Source organism: Fictibacillus sp. Mic-4 (assembly GCF_049843615.1).
Lineage (GTDB): Bacteria > Bacillota > Bacilli > Bacillales > Fictibacillaceae > Fictibacillus_A > Fictibacillus_A gelatini.
In genome coordinates this window covers 18905-34801 of the sequence record NZ_JBBHZM010000036.1, presented here as the reverse complement: position 1 = coordinate 34801, position 15897 = coordinate 18905, and the positions used below count along the sequence as shown (strand labels likewise).

Sequence of the window (15897 nt, the reverse complement as noted above, 5' to 3'; positions counted from 1 at the left end):
CCGGCGGCATGGATGTCTATTGGACAAAAATTGCACTCCGGGCATTAAAAGTGTCCTTGAGAACCTTTCTATTGGACAAAAATTGTGCTCCGGGCATTAAAAGTGTCCTTGAGAACCTTTCTATTGGACAAAAATTGCGCTCCGGGCATTAAAAGTGTCCTTGAGAACCTTTCTATTGGACAAAAATTGCACTCCGGGCATTAAAAGTGTCCTTGAGAACCTTTCTATTAGACATAATTTGTGCTCCGGGCATTAAAAGTGTCCTTGAGAACGGCTCTATTGGACATAATTTGTGCTCCGAACATTAAAAGTGTCCTTGAGACACGTTCTATAACAAAATTGTTCGGGCAAAATAAATGAAGTGGATCCTAAACTTTTAAAAAGGATTGCCCCTCTTTAAGGGCAATCCTTCTTTTCATTAAGCGAATACTCCGCGAACCATATTGGTTTGATTGCGGTCAGGGCCGACGGAGAAGATCGATAATGGAATGCCTGTAAGTTGGGAAACGCGTTCCACATAATGGCGGGCATTTTCCGGAAGATCATTCAATGTTTTCACTCCGGTAATGTCTTCCGTCCAACCTGGCATTTCTTCATAAACCGGCTCACATTCCGCAAGCACTTTTAAACTTGCAGGGAACTCATTGATAATTTCACCTTTATATTTATAGGCGACACAAATTTTAACTGTTTCAATTCCTGTCAGTACGTCAATGGAATTCAATGATAGGTCAGTGATTCCGCTCACACGGCGCGCATGACGGACAACGACCGAATCGAACCAGCCGACACGGCGCGGACGTCCTGTTGTTGTTCCATACTCGCGGCCAACTTCACGGATTTGATTTCCGATCTCATCATGTAATTCCGTTGGGAACGGGCCGTCACCGACGCGGGTCGTATATGCCTTACAAACGCCGACGACATGATTGATTTTAGACGGGCCGACACCTGAACCAATCGTAACGCCGCCGGCAATTGGGTTGGAAGACGTAACGAAAGGATATGTTCCTTGATCGATATCAAGCATAACGCCTTGCGCACCTTCAAATAGTACACGGCGTCCTTCATCAAGCGCGTCATTTAAGACAACGGATGTATCGCACACATATTTGGCAATTTGTTGTCCATATTCATAATATTCATCAAGGATTTCTTCTTTTGTAAATCCTTTTGACTCATAAATTTTTTCAAACAGGCGGTTTTTCTCCGCCAGGTTGCGTTCTAATTTTTCTTCAAACACTTCTTTATCAAGAAGGTCCGCGATTCGAATGCCGATCCGTGCTGCTTTATCCATATAGGCAGGGCCAATTCCTTTTTTTGTCGTACCGATTTTGTTTGCGCCCTTGCTTTCTTCATCAAGAATATCTTGATGGATGTGATATGGAAGAATGATATGCGCGCGGTTTGAAATGCGAAGGTTGTCGGTACTTACTCCGTGGCTGTGAAGATAAGCTAATTCTTCCACTAATGCTTTCGGGTCAACAACCATACCGTTTCCAATCACACAAATTTTATCGTTATAAAAAATACCGGATGGAATAAGATGAAGCTTATATTTCACCCCATTAAACACGATCGTGTGGCCGGCGTTATTTCCACCTTGATAACGGGCAACCACTTCAGCTCTTTCTGATAGGAAATCGGTGATTTTCCCTTTTCCTTCATCTCCCCACTGCGTACCTACTACAACAACGGATGACATATTTATAAACACCTCCAAGAGATTAAGACAAACACTTATAAACAAAAAATCCACCGTTAGTTTATCAATAATTGGACAAAAAGTCAATTTAAACACGAACATTCATTAATTCTTTTGTTTTTATGTTCGTAAATTTCAAGAAATAGAGATGAAAAATAGGCAATCTCTTTAAAAGATTGCCTTGTTACATTAAGAATTATGCACCTGAAGGGATGCTATTTTCATCATGGTGACGGTCGAGATTGACGAACTTATTGTATTCCTTCACAAATGCCAGTTCTACCGTGCCGGTTGGACCGTTACGCTGTTTGGCGATAATGATTTCGATGATATTTTTGTTTTCTGTTTCTTTGTCATAATAATCATCCCGGTAAAGGAAGGCAACGATGTCCGCATCTTGCTCGATACTTCCGCTCTCCCGAATATCCGACATCATCGGCCGCTTGTCCTGCCTTGATTCGACACCGCGGGAAAGCTGGGAAAGGGCGATGACCGGAACCTTTAATTCACGGGCTAACGCTTTTAACGAGCGGGAGATTTCTGAAACTTCCTGTTGCCGGTTTTCTCCCGCTTTTCCGCTTCCCTGGATCAATTGCAAATAATCGATCAAGATCATGCCCAGCCCTTTTTCCTGCTGGAGGCGTCGGCATTTGGCGCGAATATCGTTAATCCGGACACCCGGCGTATCGTCAATATAAATTCCTGCTGCAGATAAGCTTCCCATCGCCATCGTCAGCTTCTGCCAATCTTCCGCCTGCAAGCTTCCTGTCCGCAGGCGCTGTGCATCGATATTGCCCTCGGCGCACAGCATACGCATGACGAGCTGTTCTGCGCCCATCTCAAGGCTGAATATCGCAACATTTTCATCCGTTTTCGTCGCTACATTTTGGGCGATATTCAGGGCAAAGGCCGTTTTACCAACAGAAGGGCGGGCCGCTACAATAATTAAATCATTACGCTGAAACCCGGCGGTCATCCGGTCCAAATCCATGAAACCAGTAGGAATCCCTGTAATGTCTCCTTTGCGGTTATGGAGCATTTCGATATTGTCATAGGCCTGCACTAACACATCTTTAATGGAGATAAAGGAACCGGCATTTTTCCGGTTAGCGACCTCTAATATTGATTTCTCCGCTTCGTTTAATATCGTTTCGACCTCTTCTTCGCGTGCATACCCGTTGGCGGCAATATCCGTTGCAGCCCGTATGAGCCTGCGCAACAACGATTTTTCTTCGACGATTTTGCTATAGTAATCAATATTCGCTGCCGTCGGTGAGCTGTTGGCAAGATCGCTCAAATATGAGACACCGCCAACTTCTTCAAGCAGTTTCTTGTCTTCCAGCTCGGAGGTAACCGTCACTAAATCGACGGGCTCGCCTTTTTCCGACAAATCCAGCATAACCTGAAAAATTCGTTGATGGGAGGAACGGTAAAAATCTTCGGGTATCAATAATTCAGAAGCCGTCACAAGCGCTTCAGGCTCTAAAAAAATAGCTCCAAGCACCGCCTGCTCAGCTTCAATATTTTGCGGGGGGATGCGATCGGCAAATAGATCACTCATAGTATACTCCTCCTATATGAAAACTTGACAACAACCCGTCAAGTCCAAAAAACAACACACTATAAAAAGGGTAAACGGCTTCGTCAAGACCGTCAAGTTTAATCTTTTTCCATACAGACGAAGAAAAGACCGGCTCAATTACCGATCTTTTCCCTCTTAACCTTCTACAACGTGTACTTTAATCGTACCTGTAACTTCATGATGAAGTTTAACAGGAACATCGACAAAGCCTAACGTGCGAATCGGTTCATTGAGTTCGATTTTCCGTTTATCGATGTCGACTCCCATATTTTTTAATTCAGCTGCAATTTGTTTGCTTGTCACCGAACCGAAAACGCGGCCGCCTTCTCCGGTTTTCGTTTTAACGGTAACGGTCATTTTACTAAGTTTCTCTTTTAATTGTTTCGCTTCTTCAAGCACGGCTTGTGCTTTTTTTTCTTCCGCTTTCTTTTGCCCTTCGAGTGTCGCTAAAGCGCCTTTTGTCGCTTCAGCGGCCAGCTTGTTCGGGAATAAATAGTTTCTTGCATACCCTTCTGACACATTTTTTACTTCCCCTTTTTTCCCTTTACCTTTTACATTTTCAAGGAAAATGACTTTCATTCTTCTTCTCCCCCTTCAAGATATTCATCAATGGTTTGTTTTAGGCGCTTCTCCGCTTCACCAATGGTTTCATTTTCCACCTGGCAGGCCGCGTTCGTTAAATGGCCACCCCCGCCGAGATTTTCCATGATCACTTGAACATTGACATCTCCGAGAGAACGGGCACTTATGCCGACTTTTCCATCTTGCCGTTTGGAGATGACAAAGGAGGCGTTTACGCCATTCATCGACAACAAAATGTCTGCCGCCTGGGCAATCATGATCTGGCTGTACTCTACGTCTTCCTCTCCTCTGGCAATCACAATGCCATGTTTATAAATCGACGCGTTATTGATTAATTTTGCACGTTGATTGTACGTATCCAAATCTTCTTTTAAAAACCGTTGGACTAAAATCGTATCCGCACCATGTGCACGTAAATAAGATGCCGCGTCAAACGTGCGGGAGCCGGTTCTGAGCGTAAAGCTTTTCGTATCGACAATAATCCCCGCAAGGAGTGCCGTCGCCTCAAGCATTTGCATCTTTAACGGTTTCGGCTGGTATTCTAACAATTCCGTAACGAGTTCAGCTGTTGACGAAGCGTACGGCTCCATATAAACAAGAACAGGATCGCTAATAAAATCTTCGCCCCTGCGATGGTGGTCAATGATCACAACATGATCAAGCCTTTGAAGCAATTTTTCTTCAATCACCATCGAAGGTTTATGCGTATCGACAACAACTAATAATGTATTGGGCGTTGCAATGTCAAGCGCTTCTTCCGGCGTAATAAAATATTTCCATAACCCCTCGTTTTGCTTCAACTCGTTCATCAGACGACTGACGCTCGTATCAAGATTAGATTTATCAAGGACGACATATCCGTTTTTCCCGTTTGCTTGCGCTACTTTTAAGATCCCAATGGAAGAGCCGATGGCATCCATATCCGGATTTTTATGCCCCATGATGAGAACTTTGTCACTGTCGAGCACAAGTTCAGTCAGCGCATGAGAAATGACGCGCGCCCGAACCCTCGTGCGCTTTTCGACAGGGTTCGTTTTCCCGCCATAAAACCGCACCTTTCCACTCGGTTGCTTGATCGCTACCTGGTCGCCCCCGCGTCCCAATGCGAGATCAAGGCCCGACTGCGCCAATTGTCCGAGTTCTGGCAGGGAAGAGGGGCCGGTCGCCACCCCGATACTTAACGTTAACGGGACATTTTGTTTCGCCGTCGCTTCACGAACTTCATCCAGGACGCCAAACTTGTTTTTCTCAAGTTCCGTTAAAATTCGCTGATTAAAAACCGCTAAAAAGCGATCTGAAGATGTCCGCTTCAAATAGATTCCATATTCGGATGCCCATTCATTTAAGATGGACGTCACTTTTGAATTGATTTGCGATTTAAACTGGTCATCAAGCCCCTGGGTCACTTCATCATAGTTATCCAAATAAATGATCCCAAGGCTCGTTTGTTCTTCTTCATACAGGCGTTCCACTTTAATTCGTTCGGTTACATCAAAAAAGTAGAGAAGCCGTTCTTCTTTTTTAATATGAACTTTAAACTTTCTCGCATCAATTTTAATGAATTCGTCTTTTCCATCATTTTTAATAAGTGGAATAAGGTCCTCTGACACATGGTTTAACGAGTGTCCAATAGATGAGTCTCCGTCGACCCATTGATTGATAAATGGATTGGCCCACTCAATTTTATATTCTTCATCATATAAAATAATCCCTATCGGCATTTCCATTAACGCTTCTTCACCGACTTTTTTAATTCGGTGTGATAAAGTGGAAATATAATCGCCTAAATCCTCTTGAAAAACCGTTTCCGCACGCATTACGAAATAAAAAAGCGCTCCTAAAATGAGAAATCCAATAACTCCTAATGTCCATTGAAAATACGTAATGATGCTGACAAATAGAAACGATAAGATGAACAAGGCGATCACGGGATAACCATGCCACCGTTTTAACAAAAACTTAGGCATCTTTTCAGCTCCCTACTTTCCTGGATTGATCCGTTTCTTTACATTAAAGCCTAAATCCATTATACCTAACAATTTGGTTACTTCCATTAGTATTGGCAATATAGCGGACAAAATAAAGGCAATGATCGTAACGAAAATTGACAGCGCCCGTGGCTTTTCTTTCGCCCACATATAATAATAGATGACGGTTAATCCTTGAATAAACATAATCGTTGCCAATATGTAATAAAGATTTACAGCGACATTATAAAGAATGGAACCTTTCTCTGGATTTGTAAACATTAAAAGAACCGCAACTAAATAATACCATAGAAATGCTCTTGGAAAATTCCATTTATAAAAGGGCGGAAAGGAATGAATGTGAAAACGCAATCGCTTCATGATAATTTTTGCGATCCACTGTGTAAAAAAAGTGAGCAATACCGCGGAAAAAATAAGTGTCGTCGGCAGTTGATATATAATTAAGTCGACTTGTTCCCGCAGCTGATTAAGAGCAGATACATCTTGATTATTATACTTATATAGCTCTGCGGTTTTATTAATTACCTCTGTTAGCATGTCTTGAATGTCTTTTACAAAGTTAAAATGTAAAACAAACTTCATAACAGAAAGCACCCATAAAAAATTCACAAGACTTGCCAGACTGCCGCCTAGAAGAATCGCAAATGCTGATTTTTTCTTATGGTATAAAACACCCATAACGCCCCCTAAGAGACCTGAAGAAACCGTGATCAGTAATCCATTGATTCCCCCTATAATCAGCGATAAGGCAAGTGTAACCGCCCAAAAGACCACTCCTGGCTTTAATCCATATTTATAACTATAAATGATATAGGGAATGGGCAGAAGAAAATAAACAAAAAGTCCGACGAGCGGTAAATTGAGGCTGACTAAACATAATATGATATAGATGCTAGCCGTTATAGCCCCTTCCACTACTACTGTAGTTCTTTGCATAACTCACCTCTTGATTTTGCCTACGCTATTTATTGTAGTAAATAGAGGCTATAAAATTCAACTTTTTCACTTTTGGTCTATGATTGATCCATTTTATTCTGCCTCGTCTTTCGGTATGCTTCTTCTTTCGGTAACTGAATATGAAAAAGGGCTCCTCCACGATTGTTGTTACGCGCTTCAATCTTTCCATGGTGGGCTTCGATGATCGCTTTTGTAATTGCTAAACCAATTCCTGATTTGCCGTTTTCCCCTTTGTAAAAACGTTGAAAAACTTTTCTTTCCTCTCCTTCTTTAAATCCATTTCCGTCATCTGAAATCTCAATATGAATCTGGTTTCCTGAATTCACGCAATCGATCCAAACATTCTTTTTGGCATAGCGGAGACAGTTTCCAAGCAAGTTGTGGAACGCTTGTTTTAAACGGTATTCGTCCATCCATACGTCGAGAGCCGGACAATGTTTCACGTGCAACAAGATACCTTTTTTATCCGCTAGTGGCTTCATGCTCTGGATCATTTCTTGAATGACATTATTGACCGGATGATAGCAAAAGCGGTACGTCTCTTCAATATGTTCCAGCTTCGTTAAATCGCTAATTTCTTCAACCAATTTCTTCAGACGCTGGCTTTCATTAATAATCACCTGCAGACTATTGGACACTTCATCTCCTTCAACGACGCCATCTACGATCGCTTCAGCATTCCCCTGAATCGCCATTAACGGCGTTTTTAATTCATGGGAAGCATTTTGTAGAAATTCCTTTTGCTCATGATCATACATTTTGATTTTTTTCGTTAATTTGTTAAAACTATTGGCCAGATCCCCCATTTCATCTTTTGTTTGAATAGAGACCGGGGAAAATTCCCCTTTGATTGAAAATTGATTCATGTGCGACTGCAATTTGCGGATCGGCTTCGTTAAATTCCGTTCTAACACAAATGCGGCAAGGGCAGCAACGATAAAAGAGACGAATAAACTGATCAACACCGTTCTTCGAAAAACCCTCTCCAACGCCGTAAGATTCTCAATCGGGGTGATGAGTGTAACATAGCCTTTTACTTCACCACTTTTTGAAAAAATGGGGAGTGTTTCATCAACATAATTCATCTCTTTTTTTTGATACTTCTTCAGTTCATTTTCTCTTAAATTCGTATCAATGACTTCATGTTGCTGATTGAAAATGATCAATCTGGACTCCATTAGTTTGCCTGCCAGCTTTAAACGTTTTCTTTCCGTCATTTGGCGGTGGACCGTTTCTTTATTAAAAGGGACGTTTGCCAGCAATTGACTCACTGTTCTGGCATCCGCACGTAATTCCTTTTTAGCATGATGGATTAAATACTCTTTTGAAAAAAAATGAAAAGTAACCATCGTCACCAAAAACACAATCAAAAGGATGAGCCAATAGGTGATTCGTATTTTTTTACCAATTTTCATGTCAGCCGTCCAATCGGTAGCCGTAGCCCCAGACTGTCGTAATTTCTGCCACCGCTTGATGCTCGGCTAATTTTTTTCGTATTCTTTTTACAAGGTCATCAATAATTCTTCCGTCACCGGTATAGTCATAACCCCAGATTTGCTCAATCAACTGTTCTCTCGTAAACGGCTGTTTCGGATAACGCGCCAAGTATTCAAAAAGCTCATACTCTTTTGTCGTTAATTTCATTTCATTCCCGTTAACTTCTACATAACGTCTTATAGGATAAATGCGGGCCTCTCCGATCGTAATGATCTTGTTTTCTTTCTTCCCGTCTGATAAATGAACCCGTTTGAAAATGTTTTTAATGCGGGCGACCAATTCCCTCGGGCTGAACGGTTTCGTTAAATAATCATCCCCGCCGATTTCTAAACCGAGAATGCGATCAAGTTCCTGATCCCTTGCTGAAACAAAAATAATTGGTATTTCACTAATTTTTCGGATGTCCTGGCATAATTCAAGCCCATCGATCCCTGGCATCATAATATCAAGAACAAGCAAGTCCGGCTTTAAACGGGCCATTTCTGCAATCACTTGTTTTCCATCAGAGAAAACCGTTACTTTATACCCTTCACGTACTAAATACTTTTCTAATATATCTCTTATATTCTTCTCGTCATCGACGATAAAAATATGTTTCATTTTTGCACCTCCCATTTTCATCATAGTAGAAAATAAAGCTTTTGCCGAGCGGGACGCCAATGATTGACCATGTTAAAAAGAGATAGGTTAAGTAACCTACCTCTTTATCTGCCTTTATTTTTCTATTTTTGGAGTATGTCTATCATTTCATTTAGAAAGCTTACTTTCTGCTCTAGCTTCTTGTTTACCGACGTTTTTAACGTGTTTAGCTTTTGCAGATGAGTACGTGCTGTTTCTTTATTTTTCGCTTTCACCGCTTCTTTTAGCGCCTTTCGTTCTTCATGAATCGTTTTGTTCAATTGCTTGATCTCTTTATTTATGTCTTTTATTTTTACTTTTACTTTTCGCGCCTCTTTTAAAGCCGTTTTGTTTCCATTTTTCACAGCGTCCACGTGTAAGTCACGGAGCTTGTCCTTTAGCTTCACTATCTCTTGTTTTAATCCAAGCTGCTTATACTTGAGCTCGCTTGCTTCATGAAGCTCCTTCTTTAACGACTCCGAGAACGTTGCTTTTTGAAGCGCCTTCTCATGATAGGGTGATGCCGTTTTCACCTCTGTGTCACCTTTAGCAAATACGTGCGCGGCCCCCGCTCCTCCGCCTAATAGTAGGCTGCCTGCAAGAGCCATTGTCGCTAGCTTTTTCATACTCTTTTTTCCTCCCTTAAAGATTGATAGCATTAGTGTAAGCAAAAAGTGTGGAAATCGTGGGAGGGAAATGTGTGAAAAGGATGTGAAAATAAACTACGACTAAAATCAAAAGAGCACAGTAAAGGTTGCTTTACTGTGCTCACGTTCGTTCTTATTCAGATACATATGGTAACAATGCCATGAAACGCGCACGTTTGATTGCACGAGTCAATTGGCGTTGGTATTTAGCAGATGTACCAGTTACACGACGAGGAAGAATCTTACCGCGTTCAGAGATGAAACGTTTTAAAAGATCCGTATCCTTATAGTCGATGTAAGTGATTTTGTTTACTGTAAAGAAACAAACTTTACGACGCTTTTGGCGTCCACCGCGACGTCCAGCCATTCTTGTCCCTCCTTTGTAGAAGATGTGTCGTTCCGTGTCTATTGGATCCCGTTCGTTTAAAATGGCAAATCGTCATCAGAAATGTCGATTGGCGTGCCATCATTGGCAAACGGGTCGTCATTAAAGTTATTCCGATTCGTATTTTGGTTTTGATTTTGCCCAAAACCATAATCGTTTTGTTCGAAGTTACTTCGGTTCTGATTTTGCTGTCCAAATTCACGGTCACTTGATGGTCCACCAAAGTTGTTTCCGCCCTGAAATTGGCCGGCATTGGCATTTCTCGGTTCTAAAAACTGAACACTTTCTGCCATTACCTCGGTAACATAAACACGTTGACCCTGATTGTTATCATATGAACGCGTTTGAATGCGCCCATCCACTCCGGCTAGCGAACCTTTTTTCAAGTAATTCGCGACATTCTCGGCCGGTTTGCGCCATACGACGATATTAATGAAGTCGGCTTCACGTTCACCCTGGCTGTTCGTGAATGTGCGGTTAACGGCAAGCGTGAAATTGCACACTGCCACACCGCTTGGAGTGTAACGTAATTCAGGGTCTTTCGTTAAGCGTCCCACAAGTATTACACGATTGAGCAACAGAACCACTCCTTACAACTCAAAAAATTTATCTTTCATCAACAATAGTCATGAAACGAAGAACGTCTTCATTGATCTTCATTAAACGATCGAATTCGTTAATCGCTTCAACAGGAGCGTTAACATCCAAAACAGTGTAAACACCGTCACGGAAGTCGTTGATCTCGTATGCTAAACGACGCTTACCCATATCAGTTTCTTTCACGATCTCCGCACCATTATCTGTCAAGATGCTTTTCGCTTTCTCTTTCACAGCTTTAATGGCATCTTCTTCAAGATTTGGACGGACGATGTACATGATTTCGTACTTTTTCATTCCGGTCACCTCCTTTTGGTCTAAACGGCCCAATCCGTGGGCAAGGAGTAAATAATCAACGTATATATCGATACTTACTCACAATTAAGTATTATAACAAAACGTTTACCTAAAGACAAGGTCAAAAAGAAAAACGGAATGGGACTTCTCTCCATTCCGTCTCTTCTTTATACATTAAAGCGAAAATGAACGACATCTCCGTCTTGCATCTCGTACTCTTTTCCTTCTAATCGGACTTTTCCTTTTTCTTTTGCAGCGTTCATATTACCTGCCTCAATGAGATCCTCATAGGCCACCACTTCGGCACGAATAAATCCTCGTTCGAAATCGGTATGAATAATTCCCGCACATTGCGGCGCTTTCATTCCTTTACGGAACGTCCAGGCGCGAACTTCTTGAACACCTGCGGTAAAGTAGGTGGCGAGGCCTAATAAGGAGTAAGACGCGCGAATGAGCTGATCGAGGCCTGCTTCCTCAATTCCTAGTTCCTCAAGAAACGCCTTTTTCTCTTCGTCATCAAGCTCGGCAATCTCCTCTTCCACTTTTGCACAAATGACAATCACTTCTGCATTTTCGCGGGCGGCATATTCCTTTACTTGATCGACATATTGATTTCCGCCTTCCAACAAATCTTCTTCACTGACGTTTGCCACATAAAGAATCGGCTTCATTGTCAAAAGATGAAGACCATGGACGATTTTCTTTTCTTCAGGCGTTAATTCGACACTTCGGGCAGGAAGTTCTTGCAGCAAGGCTTCTTTAAGTTTGACAAGCACTTCGTGTTCGGCTACAGCCTCTTTATCTTTTGCTTTCGCTAATTTCTCAACGCGAACAAGTCGTTTTTCAACTGTTTCCATATCCGCAAAAATCAGCTCCAAATTAATGACTTCAATATCATCAATTGGATCGACTTTACCGGATACATGGGTGATATTTTCATCCTCAAAACAGCGCACGACTTGAAGGATCGCATCAACCTGGCGAATATGAGACAAAAATTTGTTGCCGAGCCCTTCTCCTTTACTTGCCCCTTTAACAATGCCGGCAATATCCGTAAACTCAAAATGAGTAGGAACAGTTTTTTTCGGCTGAACAAGTTCGGTCAATTTTTGCAGGCGGTGATCCGGTACTTCGACGATGCCGACATTCGGATCGATCGTGCAAAACGGGTAATTGGCTGATTCCGCTCCCGCCTGGGTAATTGCATTAAAAAGTGTGGATTTCCCAACGTTTGGGAGACCGACGATTCCAGTAGTTAAAGCCATGCCTCTTTCAACTCCTCATCTATATCAAAAAGCACATTGTTTATACACATCTTTCACAATTATAGGTTGGTTGATAGGAAATTACAAGCATTGTTCCAAACAAAAAACGACTGGAAACCAGCCGTTTTTTGTTTCACGTGAAACAATTATTCGCTATGAGAAACAAGTATTTTTTTTAGTTTTTTCGCAAATTCTTTTCTTGGGATCATTACACTATGCTGGCAACCCATACATTTAATCCGAATATCCGCACCCATACGAATGATTTTCCAATGGTTGGTGCCGCATGGATGAGGCTTTTTCATTTCGACTTCATCGTTTAAGTGGAAAATTTTCTGTTCCAAAGCACTCACTCCCTCAATTTTAATCTAAACCGGTCCTACTCGGAAGCTTCTTTTTGGTGATAATACGTTATCATCTTTGGATATGGAATTTCAATGCCTTCTTGTTCCAATCGCGTTTTAATCGACTTTCTTAATTCGCGCGCGACTTTAAAATGGGTCATCGGAAGGACCTCGGCCGTCACGCGGATAACGACTTCATGCGCCCCGAGCATTTGTACTCCAAGAACTTCCGGATCTCGTACCATCTCAGGAAATTCAGGCGCCTTCTCTTTAACCACTTCTTCTATAATCGCTTGCGCACGGTCAATATCCTCTTCATAGGCAATACTGACATCCACTACGGCCATACTGTTATGGACGGAAAAATTGGTCACTTCCGTAATCGACGAATTCGGTAAAATATGAACTTCCCCTGTCCAATTTTTTATTTTCGTTGTCCGTAAGCCAATTTCCTCTACCGTGCCTTCAAAATTCCCAACCCGCACAAAGTCTCCAACTGAAAATTGATTTTCAAATATAATAAAGAAACCAGTAATAATGTCACGAACAAGGTTTTGGGCGCCAAAACCGACCGCAAGGCCAACCACACCGGCACTTGCTAAAATCGCTTCGACTTTTACATTAAACTCGCTAAGAATCATTAAGATCGCGATAAAATAAATGACATAGCCTACGACATTGTTTAGCAATCGAATTAACGTTTGTTCTCTTCGCTCCGATAAGCGTAGCGGACTTTTCATTCGAAACTTAAATCCATTTCCGATCGCCGCCCTTATAATCCGCACGAGAATGATCGCCCCTAAAATAATCAAGACGATTCGAAGCGATTTAATGCCTATTTCAGTCCATAGTTCGGGGTTACTTATATAGTTACTGATCTTTTCTATTACTCCGGGATTTGTCAACAACTTCACGAAAAGACCTCCATTTTAGTTCTTTACCGTTTTATATTAAACATTTTTTTAGTATTTTTTCAATTCCTAACAACCAAATTGTAATAAATGGATTAAGAAGTGCTGAATTCGGGTATACATTTCTTGTCAGTAGTTGGTTCCGGGAAAAAATATTCTAAAGAACTTCTCGCAAACTGTGTATAAGAATGGAAATAGTTCCGTATACTGTTACTACTATTATGAAGGAGAGGATTCCATGTTCTTAAAGAGGAAACTTGCCCCTAAAAAGGTGTTTCAATGTAAAATTCATCATGAGAACAATGAAGCCCCAATGTTTCTAGCTGAAAACGTGAAGCTTCTACTTCCTAACCTTTTAAACCGGCCAATCGTTATTGTATGCATTGGAACTGACCGCTCAACGGGGGATTCGCTCGGTCCTCTTGTCGGCACGAAATTAAGTGAACGAACGTCCTTTCCTTTCAAAGTATACGGAACGCTAGATGACCCGGTTCATGCCATGAATTTGGATGAAAAGCTGAAAATGATTAAAAAGAACCATCCCAATGCCTTTATTATCGGAATCGATGCATGTCTTGGCCGCCTTAACCATGTCGGCATGATATCTGTTGGAGAAGGGCCGGTTAAACCCGGAGCCGGTGTAAACAAAGAACTTCCTCCGGTAGGCGATATCCACATGACAGGAATTGTAAACGTCAGTGGATTTATGGAGTATTTTGTCCTGCAAAATACTCGTTTAAGCATTGTTATGAAAATGGCTACTTTAATTGCGAATAGCCTTGTTATCGTCGCTCGCCATTTCAGCCAATATCAGCTTTCATCAGGCTTGCAAAAGGATGATCTCTATAACATTCAATAATATAACCGTTAGGACCAATTTCTCCTAACGGTTATTTTTATCGCTCGATCAAATCAAGAATGCGCTGTAAGTCCTCGTCTGAAAAAAACTCAATTTCAATTTTCCCTTTTCGTTTCGTTCGCTTGATGGTAACAGATGTTCCGAAGTGATCGCGTAAATACGATTCTTTTTCCTGAATGAAAATATTTTTTTCCGGCTTCTTTTTCTTTGTTTCATGTGAAACATTTTGATTCATTTGCTGGATTAACTTTTCCAGCTGGCGAACATTTAGTTGTTCGTTTACGACCCGCTTAACAACTTGTTCCATTTTCTCTTTCTTTTTAAGTCCAAGTAACGCCCTGCCATGCCCCATTGATAATGAGCCTTCTGAAATCATCGCTTGAACTGGTTCAGGCAGCTGCAAGAGACGAAGGAAGTTGGCGATATGCGGTCGGCTTTTGCCGACACGGCTCGCTAATTCTTCCTGTGTCAATTTCAGATGTTCGATCAATTTTTCATAGGCTTGCGCTTCTTCAATCGGATTTAAATCCTCCCGCTGCAGGTTTTCAATAAGCGCTATTTCCATCATCTTTTGCTCGGTAAACTCTTTAACAATTACAGGCATAACTTTAAGACCGGCTTCTTTCGCCGCCCGAAAACGCCGTTCGCCGACAACGATTTCATATCCTTTAATGGTTTTTCTTACGATAATGGGTTGAAGAATGCCATGTGTTTGAATGGATTCTTTTAATTCATTGATAGCCGACTGATCAAAAACTTTACGAGGTTGGTACGGATTGGGCCGTATATCTTTCAAACGAACTTCCTTCACTTGTTTATCATCGACCGCTTCGTCTACAGGAAAGAGGGCATTAATTCCTTTACCTAACCCTTTCGCCACTACCCATCACTTCCTTCGCTAGTTCTAAATACACTTCCGCTCCTCTTGACTTCGGATCGTAAATGATAATTGGCTTCCCATGACTGGGAGCTTCAGAAAGCCTCACATTGCGCGGGATAATCGTATGATACACTTTATCCTGAAAGTATTTCTTCACCTCTTCAATCACTTGAATCCCAAGATTTGTCCTGGCATCAAGCATCGTCAAAAGGACACCGTCAATCATTAAATCGGTATTTAAATGTTTTTGCACGAGTCGGACAGTGTTTAATAATTGGCTTAATCCTTCAAGCGCATAATATTCGCATTGAACGGGGATCAGGACAGCATGGGCTGCTGTTAATGAATTAATGGTCAACAGGCCAAGTGAAGGCGGACAGTCAATGATAATATAATCGTAATTACCTTCTACTGCTGCCAATGCACGCTTTAACCTTACTTCACGTGAAATGGTTGAAACGAGTTCTATTTCCGCTCCTGCAAGTTGGATGGTTGATGGGAGTATATGTAAACCTTCACAAAGTGTTTCTACTATAATATCTTTTACATCCACATCTTCTACGAGGACGTTGTAAATACATTGATCAATATCACCTTTGTCAACGCCAACCCCGCTCGTTGCGTTCCCTTGAGGGTCGATGTCGACAAGCAGGACTTTTTTCCCGAAGTACCCGAGGCATGCGCCGAGGTTTACGGAAGTTGTCGTTTTTCCGACACCGCCCTTTTGATTGGCAATAGCAATAATTTTAGCCACGATGTCACCTACCTGTTCTATTCCTCTTT

The 15897-nt window shown here is 41.8% G+C and carries 17 protein-coding genes; 1 reads left to right on the top strand and 16 read right to left on the bottom strand.

Features of this window, described 5'->3' with window-relative positions:
• Positions 1 to 418 precede the first annotated feature (418 nt).
• The 14 genes from WD019_RS18005 to WD019_RS17940 all read right to left on the bottom strand — a co-directional run bounded on the left by WD019_RS18005 (position 419) and on the right by WD019_RS17940 (position 13372).
• Positions 419 to 1705: an adenylosuccinate synthase gene (locus WD019_RS18005; RefSeq protein WP_425712356.1), complete on the bottom strand. Its 1287-nt coding sequence runs from the start codon at positions 1703 to 1705 to the stop codon at positions 419 to 421.
• A 196-nt stretch (positions 1706 to 1901) separates the two neighbouring features.
• The gene (gene dnaB, locus WD019_RS18000; RefSeq protein WP_026678722.1) at positions 1902 to 3266 is read right to left on the bottom strand and encodes a replicative DNA helicase; all 1365 of its coding nucleotides are present in this window, start codon (positions 3264 to 3266) and stop codon (positions 1902 to 1904) included.
• Positions 3267 to 3422: 156 nt separating this feature from the next.
• Complete coding sequence (rplI, locus tag WD019_RS17995) at positions 3423 to 3866, bottom strand: 50S ribosomal protein L9 (protein ID WP_026678721.1); 444 nt, start codon at positions 3864 to 3866, stop codon at positions 3423 to 3425.
• Entirely contained in the window at positions 3863 to 5836 is a 1974-nt protein-coding gene (locus WD019_RS17990) for a DHH family phosphoesterase (RefSeq protein WP_026678720.1), read from the bottom strand. Before WD019_RS17990 ends, rplI begins: the two co-directional genes overlap by 4 nt.
• Positions 5837 to 5848: 12 nt before the next feature.
• Entirely contained in the window at positions 5849 to 6793 is a 945-nt protein-coding gene (locus WD019_RS17985; RefSeq protein ID WP_425712355.1) for a YybS family protein, read from the bottom strand.
• 77 nt (positions 6794 to 6870) lie between these two features.
• A complete protein-coding gene (locus WD019_RS17980) occupies positions 6871 to 8229 on the bottom strand; it encodes a sensor histidine kinase (protein WP_425712354.1) in 1359 nt (452 codons plus the stop codon).
• A gap of 1 nt (position 8230) precedes the next feature.
• Complete coding sequence (locus WD019_RS17975; protein ID WP_425712353.1) at positions 8231 to 8911, bottom strand: response regulator transcription factor; 681 nt, start codon at positions 8909 to 8911, stop codon at positions 8231 to 8233.
• 122 nt (positions 8912 to 9033) lie between these two features.
• Positions 9034 to 9555, bottom strand: a complete 522-nt coding sequence (locus tag WD019_RS17970) for a hypothetical protein (RefSeq protein WP_425712352.1) — start codon at positions 9553 to 9555, stop codon at positions 9034 to 9036.
• 154 nt (positions 9556 to 9709) lie between these two features.
• Positions 9710 to 9943 (bottom strand): 30S ribosomal protein S18, encoded by a 234-nt coding sequence (gene rpsR, locus WD019_RS17965; RefSeq protein ID WP_026678419.1) that lies wholly within the window; start codon positions 9941 to 9943, stop codon positions 9710 to 9712.
• 56 nt (positions 9944 to 9999) lie between these two features.
• A complete protein-coding gene (ssb, locus tag WD019_RS17960) occupies positions 10000 to 10539 on the bottom strand; it encodes a single-stranded DNA-binding protein (RefSeq protein ID WP_026678420.1) in 540 nt (179 codons plus the stop codon).
• A gap of 28 nt (positions 10540 to 10567) precedes the next feature.
• Complete coding sequence (rpsF, locus tag WD019_RS17955) at positions 10568 to 10855, bottom strand: 30S ribosomal protein S6 (protein WP_026678421.1); 288 nt, start codon at positions 10853 to 10855, stop codon at positions 10568 to 10570.
• 167 nt (positions 10856 to 11022) lie between these two features.
• Positions 11023 to 12120 carry a redox-regulated ATPase YchF gene (gene ychF / locus WD019_RS17950; protein ID WP_026678422.1) on the bottom strand — a complete coding sequence of 366 codons (1098 nt, stop codon included), beginning with the start codon at positions 12118 to 12120 and terminating at the stop codon, positions 11023 to 11025.
• A gap of 146 nt (positions 12121 to 12266) precedes the next feature.
• Positions 12267 to 12464 carry a DUF951 domain-containing protein gene (locus WD019_RS17945; protein WP_425712351.1) on the bottom strand — a complete coding sequence of 66 codons (198 nt, stop codon included), beginning with the start codon at positions 12462 to 12464 and terminating at the stop codon, positions 12267 to 12269.
• Positions 12465 to 12499: 35 nt separating this feature from the next.
• On the bottom strand, positions 12500 to 13372 hold the full coding sequence (locus WD019_RS17940; RefSeq protein WP_035351141.1) for a mechanosensitive ion channel family protein: 873 nt from the start codon (positions 13370 to 13372) through the stop codon (positions 12500 to 12502).
• Positions 13373 to 13613: 241 nt separating this feature from the next.
• On the opposite strand from WD019_RS17940, the gene yyaC reads away from it, so the two are divergent.
• Positions 13614 to 14234, top strand: a complete 621-nt coding sequence (gene yyaC, locus WD019_RS17935) for a spore protease YyaC (RefSeq protein ID WP_026678425.1) — start codon at positions 13614 to 13616, stop codon at positions 14232 to 14234.
• 37 nt (positions 14235 to 14271) lie between these two features.
• Here yyaC and WD019_RS17930 read toward each other — a convergent pair whose 3' ends face one another.
• Positions 14272 to 15114, bottom strand: coding sequence for a ParB/RepB/Spo0J family partition protein (locus tag WD019_RS17930; protein ID WP_026678426.1), 843 nt, complete (start codon positions 15112 to 15114; stop codon positions 14272 to 14274).
• Positions 15095 to 15868: a ParA family protein gene (locus WD019_RS17925; RefSeq protein WP_026678427.1), complete on the bottom strand. Its 774-nt coding sequence runs from the start codon at positions 15866 to 15868 to the stop codon at positions 15095 to 15097. The genes WD019_RS17930 and WD019_RS17925 overlap by 20 nt, the downstream gene beginning before the upstream one ends.
• Positions 15869 to 15897: the final 29 nt, after the last annotated feature.